Annotated in this window: 7 protein-coding genes and 1 pseudogene; 3 read left to right on the forward strand and 5 right to left on the reverse strand. The window is 57.0% G+C overall.

The features are described from left to right. Positions 1-5: 5 nt before the first annotated feature. Both frdB and frdA read right to left on the reverse strand, forming a co-directional pair. Positions 6-740, reverse strand: a complete 735-nt coding sequence (gene frdB, locus V6942_RS21755; RefSeq protein WP_106927425.1) for a fumarate reductase iron-sulfur protein — start codon at positions 738-740, stop codon at positions 6-8. After that, positions 733-2,523, reverse strand: coding sequence for a fumarate reductase (quinol) flavoprotein subunit (frdA, locus tag V6942_RS21760; RefSeq protein ID WP_106927427.1), 1,791 nt, complete (start codon positions 2,521-2,523; stop codon positions 733-735). The genes frdB and frdA overlap by 8 nt, the downstream gene beginning before the upstream one ends. Positions 2,524-2,834: 311 nt before the next feature. Between frdA and epmA the strand changes: the two genes are divergently transcribed. Then, a complete protein-coding gene (gene epmA, locus V6942_RS21765) occupies positions 2,835-3,812 on the forward strand; it encodes an elongation factor P--(R)-beta-lysine ligase (protein ID WP_106927428.1) in 978 nt (325 codons plus the stop codon). 220 nt (positions 3,813-4,032) lie between these two features. Then, positions 4,033-5,547 (forward strand): annotated as a pseudogene (yjeM, locus tag V6942_RS21770) (glutamate/gamma-aminobutyrate family transporter YjeM). 55 nt (positions 5,548-5,602) lie between these two features. On the opposite strand, the gene mscM reads toward yjeM, so the two are convergent. The 3 genes from mscM to rsgA form a co-directional block, all read right to left on the reverse strand. Next, positions 5,603-8,926: a miniconductance mechanosensitive channel MscM gene (gene mscM / locus V6942_RS21775; RefSeq protein WP_182929605.1), complete on the reverse strand. Its 3,324-nt coding sequence runs from the start codon at positions 8,924-8,926 to the stop codon at positions 5,603-5,605. A gap of 20 nt (positions 8,927-8,946) precedes the next feature. Further along, a complete protein-coding gene (gene asd, locus V6942_RS21780) occupies positions 8,947-9,915 on the reverse strand; it encodes an archaetidylserine decarboxylase (protein WP_106927434.1) in 969 nt (322 codons plus the stop codon). 119 nt (positions 9,916-10,034) lie between these two features. Next, positions 10,035-11,090 (reverse strand): small ribosomal subunit biogenesis GTPase RsgA, encoded by a 1,056-nt coding sequence (rsgA, locus tag V6942_RS21785; protein ID WP_181358009.1) that lies wholly within the window; start codon positions 11,088-11,090, stop codon positions 10,035-10,037. Between the two features lie 107 nt (positions 11,091-11,197). Between rsgA and orn the strand changes: the two genes are divergently transcribed. Beyond that, a complete protein-coding gene (orn, locus tag V6942_RS21790; RefSeq protein ID WP_106927437.1) occupies positions 11,198-11,743 on the forward strand; it encodes an oligoribonuclease in 546 nt (181 codons plus the stop codon). Positions 11,744-11,977 lie beyond the last annotated feature (234 nt).

Below are 11,977 nucleotides of genomic sequence, written 5' to 3' on the forward strand. Positions count from 1 at the left end.
ACTCCTTAGCGTGGTTTCAGGGTTGCGATAAGAAAGTCTTTCGAGCTTTCTACTTTACCCTGCTGAATAGCGGCGGCCGGATCGACGTGTTTCGGGCACACTTCGGAGCAATAGCCGACGAAGGTACAGGTCCAGACGCCATTCTGGCCGTTCAGCTGCGCCATACGTTCCTTCTTGCCGTGGTCGCGGCTGTCTTCGTTGTAGCGATGCGCCAGGGTAATCGCCGCTGGGCCAATGAACTCTGGATTCAGGCCAAACTGCGGGCAGGCGGCATAGCACAGACCGCAGTTGATGCAGCCGGAGAACTGGTGGTACTTCGCCATCTGCGCCGGGGTCTGGGTGTTTGGCCCCTGATCCGGCGTGCGCGGGTTGCCGATGATGTACGGCTTAATCGCTTCCAGACTCTCGATGAAGTGGGTCATGTCGACCACCAGATCGCGCTCGATAGGGAAGTTCGCCAGCGCCTCGACCTTGATTCCTTTGGTGTATTCACGCAGGAAGGTTTTACAGGCGAGCTTCGGCACCTTGTTGACCATCATGCCGCAGGAGCCGCAGATAGCCATACGGCAGGACCAGCGATAGCTCAGGTCCGGCGCGAGGTTATCTTTGATGTAACCCAGCGCATCGAGCAGCGAGGTCTGCTCATCGTAAGGCACTTCATAGAAGGCGCTGTGCGGTGCGCTGTCCACTTCCGGGTTATAGCGCACAATCTCAATTTTTAAATTCTTCATCTCAGCCATTCGCCGTCTCCTTCTTCTCGGCCGCTTCAGCTTCTGCGCCGTACACGCGTTTTGCCGGTGGCAGGCTCGTGATCTTCACATCGCTGTAGTCGAGGCGAGTGGTGCCGTCGGCGTCGCGGAAGGCGAGGGTATGCTTGAGGAAGTTAACGTCGTCACGCTCGGTGCAGCCTTCGTCCAGACGCTGGTGCGCGCCGCGGGACTCTTTACGCGCCATGGCGGAATGCGCCATACATTCGGCAACGTTCAGACCGTGGCCCAGCTCGATGGTGTAGAGCAGGTCGGTATTGAACACGCTGGAAGTGTCGGTGATGCGTACGCGCTTGAAGCGTTCCTGCAGCTCGGCCAGTTTATCGATGGTTTTCTGCATCAGCTCTGGCGTACGGTAGATACCGCAGCCTTCTTCCATCGACAGACCCATTTCGTCGCGTATTTTCGACCAGTTTTCATTACCTTCCTGGTTCACTAGCGCTTTCAGGCGGTTTTCGATGTCGCTGACCTGCGCGTCCAGCGCGCTGCCGTTGGCTTCACCGACCGTGGCCGCGCGGGCCATCGCCTGTTCACCGGCCATGCGGCCAAACACCACCAGCTCCGCCAGCGAGTTGGAGCCCAGACGGTTGGCGCCGTGCAGACCCACGGAGGAACATTCGCCGACGGCAAACAGCCCTTTGATGCGGGTTTCGCACTGCTGATCGGTTTCGATGCCGCCCATGGTGTAGTGCGCGGTTGGACGTACCGGAATTGGCTCTTTCACCGGATCGACACCCACGTAGGCTTTCGCCAGCTCGCAGATAAATGGCAGACGCTCCAGCAGCTTTTTCTCGCCAAGGTGACGCAGGTCGAGATAGACCACATCGCCGCGCGGCGTTGGGATGGTGTTGCCTTTGCGCCATTCGTGCCAGAAGGCCTGGGAAACTTTGTCGCGCGGACCCAGCTCCATATATTTGTTCTTCGGCTCGCCCAGCGGTGTTTCCGGGCCCATACCGTAGTCCTGCAGATAGCGGTAGCCATTCTTGTTGACCAGAATACCGCCTTCACCGCGGCAGCCTTCGGTCATCAGGATACCGGAGCCCGGCAGGCCGGTCGGGTGATACTGAACGAATTCCATGTCGCGCAGCGGTACGCCGTGGCTTAATGCCATGCCCATACCGTCACCGGTGACGATGCCGCCGTTGGTGTTGTAACGGTACACGCGGCCTGCGCCGCCGGTCGCCATGACCACCGCGTTGGCGCGAATCTGCACCAGCGTGCCTTCCATCATGTTCATCGCGACCAGGCCACGGGCCTGACCGTCATCGACCAGAATGTCAAGGACGAAGTGTTCGTCAAAGCGCTGAATTTGCGGGAACTGTAAGGAGGTCTGGAACAGGGTGTGCAGCATGTGGAAGCCGGTTTTATCGGCGGCGAACCAGGTACGCTCTATCTTCATCCCGCCGAAGCGGCGGACGTTCACGCTGCCGTCGGGACGACGGCTCCACGGACAGCCCCACTGTTCAAGCTGGGTCATTTCTGTCGGGCAGTGGTGAACGAAGTAATCAACGACATCCTGTTCGCAAAGCCAGTCGCCGCCGGCGACGGTGTCGTGAAAATGGTAGTCGAAGCTATCATGATCCTGTGCGACGGCAGCGGACCCGCCTTCAGCAGCAACCGTGTGGCTGCGCATAGGATAGACTTTTGATATCAAAGCAATTTTGGCTTTCGGGTTGGCCTGAGCGGCTGCGATTGCAGCGCGTAGTCCCGCTCCGCCTGCGCCTATAATGGCTAGATCGGCTTGAAAGGTTTGCACGACATTCCTCCAGATTTTTGTTATTTCACAACACGCTACGTGGGGGGATATCACGTGGCCTGCGCAAAAACGTTTCCACTGCTCCTTTATGGGTAAGGCAGTATACCCGTCGGGTTAATAAGGAAATTTGATGTGTTCGATTTTTTTGTCGTTAAGTGCGGTTTATTTATCACTGTAGCTGATGAATTAGGTTCTCGAATTACATAAAAAAATCTTCTTTCCTGCTCGACGAGAAATTACTGAGCAATATTTGTGTCGTGTGCGGCTTGCGGGTAGACTTCGTGCCCTTGTCTGTAATCGGAGAAAAAACCATGAGCGAGACGGCAACCTGGCAGCCGAGCGCATCCATTTCTAACCTGTTGAAGCGTGCGGCACTGATGACGGAGATCCGTCGTTTCTTTGCTGACCGCGGCGTGCTGGAAGTGGAAACGCCCTGTATGAGCCAGGCGACGGTGACTGACGTACATCTGGTCCCGTTTGAAACGCGTTTCGTCGGTCCGGGGCATTCTCAGGGAATGAACCTCTATCTGATGACCAGCCCGGAATATCATATGAAGCGCCTGCTGGCAGCAGGATGCGGCCCCGTTTTCCAGCTGTGCCGTAGCTTCCGCAATGAAGAGATGGGCCGTCACCATAACCCTGAATTTACGATGCTGGAGTGGTATCGTCCGCACTTCGATATGTATCGACTGATCAACGAAGTTGACGATCTGCTGCAGCAGGTGCTCGAGTGCCAGCCGGCGGAAAGCCTCTCTTATCAGCAGGCCTTCCAGCGTCATCTGGAAATTGACCCGCTGTCGGCGGATAAAACCCAGCTGCGTGAAGCCGCGGCGAAGCTCGACCTGAGCAACGTGGCTGATACGGAAGAAGACCGCGATACCTTGCTGCAACTGCTGTTTGCTTTCGGCGTAGAGCCGCACATCGGCAAAGAGCGTCCGACGTTTGTCTACCACTTCCCGGCAAGCCAGGCATCGCTGGCACAGATTAGCGCTGAGGATCACCGTGTGGCCGAGCGTTTTGAGGTTTACTTCAAGGGAATGGAGCTGGCTAACGGCTTCCATGAGCTGACCGATGCCCGCGAACAGCAGCAGCGTTTTGAGCAGGATAACCGTAAGCGCGCCGCGCGCGGCCTGCCGGTGCAGCCGATCGATCAAAACCTGCTGGACGCGCTGGCGGCTGGCCTGCCTGACTGCTCCGGCGTGGCGCTGGGCGTTGACCGTCTGGTCATGCTGGCGCTGGGCGTTGAAACCCTGGCCGAAGTCCTGGCGTTTAGCGTCGATCGGGCATAAGTCTGATTTCGTACTTTTTTACAAAATAAAATGGCGCTAAATGCGCCATTTTCCAATTTTATATCCACAAACCACTCTTCTAGCCACAATATTTGTCTGGTTGTTTGCTATCATCCGGCCCGCATTTCTACGCGTCGATTTTCCGCTGCCTTGTCGCTGACGAGCTCGCAGCGCGCTGTCCTGTCGACGGGAAAAACGATTCAGAGTTAGGGAAGGTTACATGACCCAATCAATAAAAAAGATGAGCCTGATGGGCCTCATCCTGATGATATTTACTTCAGTTTTTGGTTTCGCTAATAGTCCGTCAGCGTTTTATCTGATGGGCTATAGCGCGATCGCCTGGTATATTTTTTCCGCCTTATTATTCTTCATTCCATTTGCCTTAATGATGGCTGAAATGGGCTCCGCCTATCGCAAAGAAGAGGGCGGCATTTATTCCTAGATGAATAACAGCGTCGGGCCGCGTTACGCCTTTATCGGCACGTTTATGTGGTTCTCTTCGTACGTTATCTGGATGGTCAGCACCTCAGCAAAAGTGTGGGTGCCGTTTTCAACCTTCCTGTTTGGTGCGGATATGACGCAGCGCTGGAGCATGGCCGGCCTGCAGTCGACGCAGGTGGTCGGGCTGTTGGCGGTGGTATGGATGGTGCTGGTGACCACGATCGCGGCGAAAGGGATTAATAAAATCGCGCGTATTACCGCCGTTGGCGGTATTGCCGTGATGTGCCTGAATCTCGTTTTACTGTGCGTCAGTATCGCGATTTTGTTATTAAACGGCGGCCAGTTCGCTCAGCCGCTGAATTTCACCGCGTCACCTCACCCGGGCTATCAATCCGGTCTGGCGGTATTGTCGTTTGTGGTGTTTGCTATTTTCGCGTACGGCGGTATTGAAGCCGTTGGCGGGCTGGTGGATAAAACCGATAAACCGGAAAAGAACTTCGCAAAAGGCATTGTCTTCGCCGCGATCGTCATTTCGATTGGCTATTCGCTGGCGATTTTCCTGTGGGGCGTAAGCACTAACTGGCAGCAAATTCTCAGCGACCGCTCGGTGAACCTTGGCAACATTACCTACGTGCTGATGACCAGCCTTGGCTCAACGCTGGGTCAGGCGCTGAACCTGCCGCCGGAAGCGGCGGCTGCCGTGGGGGTATGGTTTGCCCGTATTACCGGCCTGTCGATGTTTCTCGCCTATACCGGTGCGTTCTTTACGCTGAGCTATTCGCCGTTGAAGGCGATTATTCAGGGCACACCGAAGGCGCTGTGGCCGGCGTCCATGACTCGCCTGAACGAAAACGGGATGCCGTCGACGGCGATGTGGATGCAGTGCGCGCTGGTGAGCCTGTTCATCCTGCTGGTGTCGTTCGGCGGTGATACCGCCTCGGCGTTTTACAACAAGCTGACGCTGATGGCGAATGTCTCGATGACCCTGCCGTATCTGTTCCTGGCGCTGGCCTTCCCTTTCTTTAAAGCCAGGGCCGATCTCGAACGCCCGTTCGTGATTTTCAAAACCCGGCTGTCGACCCTGCTGGCCACGACCGTGGTGGTCCTGGTGGTGAGCTTTGCGAACCTGTTTACCGTTATTCAGCCGGTAATCGAAGCGGGAGACTGGAGTAGCGCGCTGTGGATGATTGGCGGGCCAATCTTCTTCTCGCTGCTGGCGATGAGTATCTATGAGCGCTATAGCCGCCGCGTGAACGGTCAGCCGAGCCTGGCGGAATGCCCAACCAGCGAATAAGCACCTAATGGCCCCCTCACCCTTAAAAAGGGAGAGGGGGAGACCGAACCCGCTGTTACAAGCTTCCCGGCTTGCGGCTAGCGCGGCCAGTGGAGGTCAGAGTGGTCGATGACTTCTTGCCGTTCATGCTCTCCAGACGCATCTGGAACGGTGGGAACGGCATATCAATACCGTGCTCGCGGAAGCCTGCCAGAATCAGCTGATGCAGCTCGTGGCGCAGCGGCATGCGGTGGCCCATCTCGGCGGCGTAGATACGCAGCTCGAAAATCTGAATGCCCTGCTGTAAATCCACAAGGAACGCTTCTGGCGCAGGTGTATCAATCACCAATGAACAGCGGTGCGCGGCGGTTAGCAGAATCTGTGCTACCTCCTCACTGTTGGCGTCCGACGGCGCAGGGATGCTTAGCACCACGCGAGTTACCGAATCCGACAGCGACCAGTTGATGAACTGTTCGGTGATAAAGGCCTTGTTCGGCACGATAATCTCTTTGCGATCCCAGTCACTGATGGTGGTGGCGCGGGTGTTAATACGCGTGACGCTGCCGGTTAAATCACGAATCGTCACCGTGTCGCCGATACGAATCGGTTTCTCAAACAGGATGATCAGGCCGGAGATAAAGTTGGCAAAGATCTCCTGTAAGCCAAAGCCGAGACCGACACCGAGCGCGGCGACCAGCCACTGTAGTTTCGACCATTCGATTCCCAGCAGCGAGAAGCCCATCAGGCCGCCAATCATCATCAGAATATACTTGGTGATGGTGGTAATAGCGTAGCCGGTGCCCGGCGTCAGCGACAGGTGTTGCAAAATAGCCAGTTCCAGCAGCGCTGGCAGATTGCGCACCAGCTGAGTCGTGATGATAAGCACCAGAATGGCAATCAGCACGGCGCCCAGAGTGATCGGCTCAATGCTCTCTACGCCTTGTACCGTTGAGGTAACGTCCCACAGCGAAATATTTTCCAGGAAGCCAAACGCCGAGTGGATTTCAGACCACAGGATAATGACCGAGACCAGCGCAACCAGCATCAGAATCGAGCGTACCAGGCGCAGCGACTGTTCGCTGATGGTATCGAGGTTGACTTCGCTCACCTCCATCTCGGCCGATCCTTCGAGGCTGGTTGCATGCGGTTCTTCTTCCCCACGGGCGCGGTGCGCCAGCATCTCCGCGCGCTTGTGCTTAGCACGATCAAAGGCCAGACGACGGCGCTGAATCAGCATCCAGCGGCGGATGACGTGATAAATGACCAGCAGCAGGAACCAGATAGCGACCGAGGTTTCCAGTCGCGCCAGCAGAGCCTGAGCGGTTGCCAGATAGCCTACGGCGGCGGCGAAAATGGCGACCAGCGGGGCGCCGATCATCAGGTTCCACAGCAGCAGGTTGATACGGTTTTCGCCGCTGCCTTCTTTGTCGAGATACAGTGGAATTCCGGCGCGCTTGAGGCTCAGCGTGACGATCGCCAGCGCGCCGCAGATCAAGATAAAACACAGCCTGCCGAGCGATGCGGAGAATTCACGATCGTTGAGATTATCGAACATGATCAGCGCCATAATCAGCGGCACGATAAAGCCGATGCTCATCAGGTAGTAGCGCATAGCGCGCGCGACGCGGTGCTGTGGCCAGCCAAAGTGCACGATAAACAGGCCGTTGGTGCGGGCAAAGGCGGCGCAGATCATGACAACCCACAGCAGCGGGACGGTGGCGGTGACGCCGTCGCCAATCGCTACGGCGAGCGGATAGGGCCACGCCTCCTGAAGGCCGTAGCCGAGCGTAGCCCACAGCACCGGCAGCGGCGAGGCGACCAGAATCGACCAGAATACCGTGCGCATGGTCAGCCAGAAATGGTCCTGAGTGACTTTCCCGACGCGGGCGCTGGAGCGCTCGAGGAAACGCGTGAAGTGCTTTCTGGAGCTGATACTAAAGCCAACCAGCAGCAGCGCGGCAAACAGTGGGATCAGCGTCTGACGGCTGGTGAGCATCATCATGCTGGCTTTGCCTAACTGGCTGAAGGTATCCAGTGAAATCAGACGCCGCAGGTCCTGCACGATTTCAAGCGGCCAGTTGAAATCGATCGGGCGGACGTCGGAGGTCCAGAACAGATAGCGGTGGGTGGCTTCGTTGACCTCTTTCAGCGCGTCTTCCAACTGGCTGTTGGAGACTTTCAGCTTGGTCAGTTCGAGAATCAGCGTATCTCCGCCCTGAAGCAACGAGTTCAGCAGCTCGCGCTGGGTCCGCAGCTGGGCTTCGAGAATACGGTTTTCTTCAGTGGTCAGCGGCTGACCGTCGGCCTGGCGAATTTGCCGCAGCTGCGGCTGTTTGTTAAGGAGATCCTCGTAGCGCAGGCGGTGGACACGCAGCTGCGCCATTTCCGTATCGAGCTGCTGAGGTTTAGGCATCTCTGGCAGCCTGGCGACCTGCGCGCGCAGGGCTTCGCCCAGCAGGTTTGATGAGCCCAGCCATTGAGACTGCTCGCGCAGCGTGTTCAGCGCCTGACGCACCTGTAGCGTCTGGTTAGCGGCCTGGCGTTGCTGAGAGGCGACCAGGTCCATTCGCTGGGCCTGCTGGTTCAGCGCCTGCGACAGCTCGCGGTTAATTCTGAATTGCTCCACGATACCGGCTGGCAGATTTTCGCTGTTTTCCGCCAGCAGTTCGGTGCTTTCCAGCGCGCGCTCGGCTTCACGCTGGCGCTGGCTGTTGAGCTGGTTACGTAGCGCCTGCAGATAAGCATCGAGCTGCTCGCTTTGCTTCTGTGCGAGCTCGGAGCGCATTCGCGCGAGTTCCTGGCGGTTGTTGGCGGACAGCTGCGCCAGCTCCAGTTCATCGACCAGCGCTTTAAGCTTGCTGGCGTCGGCCTGCAGGCTAAGGGCTTGCGCTTGCGCCAGCGGCGTATTGCCGGTCTGCGTCCCCATACGGCGCTCCACATCGTTCAACTGACGGCGTGCGTCGGTCTGCTGTTGCGGCAGCTGGTTTAGGGAGTCGGCGATATCGCGGGCGCGTTCCTGCTCCTGCTGGGCCAGACGGCTCTTCTCCAGCAGCTGGCTGCTGATCTGTAAAATTTCCTGATTCAGCGCGTCGGTGGTGATGCCTTCCGGCACCTGGCGCGGGTCATCGCGCAGGTTGTTGAGCTGATTGCGCAGCGTCTGGGAGAGCTTGGGAAAGTTGTCGATAACCTGCTGGTACTGCGCGGCCCGCTCGCGCGAGCCTTTTTGCTCTTCAAGCGCGGTGAGGGCGCTTTGCAGCGCCTCGACGGTTTCAGGCTGGGCGGGCTTAGCCGCCTTCGCCTGTTCTAATTCCTGGGCAATTTGCCGGGCGTTGGGGGCCGTCGCTGCGTACGCCCCCTGGCTGAGGCACCAGGCCATCAGTAAAGTGATAATCAGGCGCACGTCAGACCCTTATTCAGTAATTAGCTTTTTTCTTGCGTATCGTCGGCCTGCGGCACAACGTCCTGCTCAACCACCGTTTCGACGACTGGCTCAGCGACCACCTCAGCGGCGGGCTCAGCGACGGCTTCAGTCGAAACGGCCAGCGGCTCACCCAGACGGGTGACGGAGAGGTTTTGCAGATGTTCAACCAGCGTCACTTTGCCCGGCGCGAACAGGTTAATCACCGTTGAGCCCAGCTTGAAGCGACCCATTTCCTGGCCTTTGAGCAGCGCGATGGAGCCTTCCCGATCGCCCGCTGGATAGGTCCAGCGCTTGATGATGCCGTCACGCGGCGGGGTCACGGTGCCGGACCAGACGGTTTCGATGCTGCCGACGATCGTCGCGCCGACCAGAATCTGCGCCATCGGGCCAAATTCGGTATCGAACAGGCAGATAACGCGTTCGTTGCGGGCAAACAGATTCGGTACGTTCTGCGCGGTCAGGTGGTTCACAGAGAACAGATCGCCCGGTACGTAGATCATTTCACGCAGGATACCGTTGCACGGCATGTGGACGCGGTGGTAGTCACGCGGCGACAGGTAGGTGGTGGCAAACGTGCCGTTACGGAACAGGTCGGCCATGATGTAGTTACCGGCCAGCAGCGCTTCCAGCGTGTAGTCGTGGCCTTTCGCCTGCAGAATTTTGTCGCCTTCAATCGCACCCAACTGGCTGATAGCGCCGTCGGCCGGCATCACCAGCACGCTTGGGTCGGTGTTGATCGTGCGGACATCTTCACGCAGCGGGCGAACGAAGAAATCGTTAAAGGTGCGATAGCTGGCGGTATCCGGCTTCTGCGCCTCTTTCATATCCACCTTGTAGAACTTCACGAACAGATCGATAACCAGTTTGGTCAGCCATCCCGCTCGTTTGCTCGCACCCCAGCCTGCGAGACGCGTAAGCCACAGTTTAGGCAGAATGTATTGCAGTGAAAGTTTAAACGAGTTTAACAAGGTAGCCTCCAGGCCATTATGTGTCGATCCTGATACAACGCCAGGCGTTGGATCTTTCAAGAAAAGCGGCCGATTCTAGCGAGTGTTGACGAAAATGTCAGTCGGCAAAATCATAGATCTCAATTATCTATGTCTGAAAAGTTTTTACGCGTTTTTACCTGCGCCATGGTTTCCAGAATGCGGTGATAATTTTCAAAACGCGTCTCGGCGATCTTTCCTTCCTCTACGGCCGCACGGATGGCGCAGCCCGGGTCTGTGTCGTGCTTGCAGTCGCGATATTTGCAATGACCAAGGTAGTCATGGAATTCGACAAACCCGTTGGTGATTTGTTCCGGGTCGAGGTGCCACAGGCCAAACTCACGCACGCCGGGGGAGTCGATCACGTCGCCGCCGTGCGGGAAGTGATACAGGCGCGCCGCCGTAGTGGTGTGCTGACCCAGGCCGGAGACGTCGGAAACGTCGTTAGTCAGAATACGGTCATCGTTCAGCCCCAGCAGGGCATTCAGCAGGCTGGACTTGCCCACCCCGGACTGCCCGGCAAAGATGCTGATGCGGTTGGTCAGGGCTTCTTCCAACGGCTTTAAGCCATCCTGGGTATGGCTGGACGCCATCAGGACGGTATAGCCAATCTTACGATAGATATCCATCTGCTCGTTGACGAACGCCATGCCTTCATCGTCCAGCAGGTCGATTTTATTCAGCACCAGCAGCGGCTCAACGTTGAGCGTTTCGCAGGCGACGAGATAGCGGTCGATAATGTTCAGCGAGAGCTCGGGTAAAATGGCCGAGACAATAACGATTTGATCGATATTGGCTGCGATCGGCTTCACGCCGTCGTAGAAATCCGGGCGGGTCAGTACCGAGGTGCGCTCGTGCACCGCTTCGACAATCCCTTTGACGTTGACGCCTTCTGCGGCGGCTTTACCCGGACGCCAGACGACGCGGTCGCCAGTGACCAGCGAACGGATGGTGCGGCGAATGTTGCAGCGGTGGGTTTCGCCATCGGCGGACTCCACGTCGGCATGCATACCAAAGCGGCTGATGACGATACCTTCGGCGGCTTCGCCAAACAGGTTATCGTCGTAATCTGGCTTCTCCGCGGCCGTCGTGAGGCGGCGCTGGTGGTTGGCCTTAACGCGGCGCTGCTGACCTTTGGAGAGTTTATTTTTACTCAATCGTGCTGGCTCCTGGTCGCCCATGTCGGGCAAAACCTCTATGATACACGCTAATTAATACTAGTTAACCTACCGCGGCAGGTATGACAAGAAGGGTGGAAAATAGCATGAGTGCAGATGAAAACAACCTGATTTGGATCGATCTGGAGATGACGGGTCTGGATCCCGAGCGCGATCGCATTATTGAAATCGCCACGCTGGTGACCGATGCACAGCTGAATATTCTGGCAGAAGGGCCGACCATTGCCGTTCACCAATCCGACGCGCAGCTGGCGCTGATGGATGACTGGAACGTGCGTACCCACACCGGCAGCGGCCTGGTAGAGCGCGTGAAGGCGAGTACTATGGGCGATCGCGAAGCCGAGTTGGCGACGCTGGAATTTCTCAAGCAGTGGGTGCCGGCAGGCAAGTCACCCATTTGCGGTAATAGCATCGGCCAGGACCGCCGTTTCCTGTTTAAATATATGCCGGAACTGGAATCCTACTTCCATTATCGCTATCTGGATGTCAGCACCCTGAAAGAGTTGGCGCGTCGCTGGAAGCCGGAAATTCTGCCGGGCTTTAAAAAACAGGGTACGCACCAGGCGATGGACGACATCCGCGAGTCGGTAGCGGAACTGGCTTACTATCGCGAGCATTTTATTCAACTTTAAGGTGAAATGAGAATGAATCGGCGTTAAAGTAATCAACCTGCCGATTTATCCAGCAGTTGAACGAAATTTTTAAAAAATCGCTTCAGGGGGGGTTGCAGGAGAAAAGAATTCTCGTATAATGCGCCTCCCGTAACGAAGCAGAAATGCGAATTACGACAGCAACAAAAATTGCCAGATTTTGCGGGAATAGCTCAGTTGGTAGAGCACGACCTTGCCAAGGTCGGGGTCGCGAGT

The organism is Kluyvera genomosp. 2 (assembly GCF_036759865.1).
GTDB classification, from domain to species: domain Bacteria; phylum Pseudomonadota; class Gammaproteobacteria; order Enterobacterales; family Enterobacteriaceae; genus Kluyvera; species Kluyvera ascorbata_B.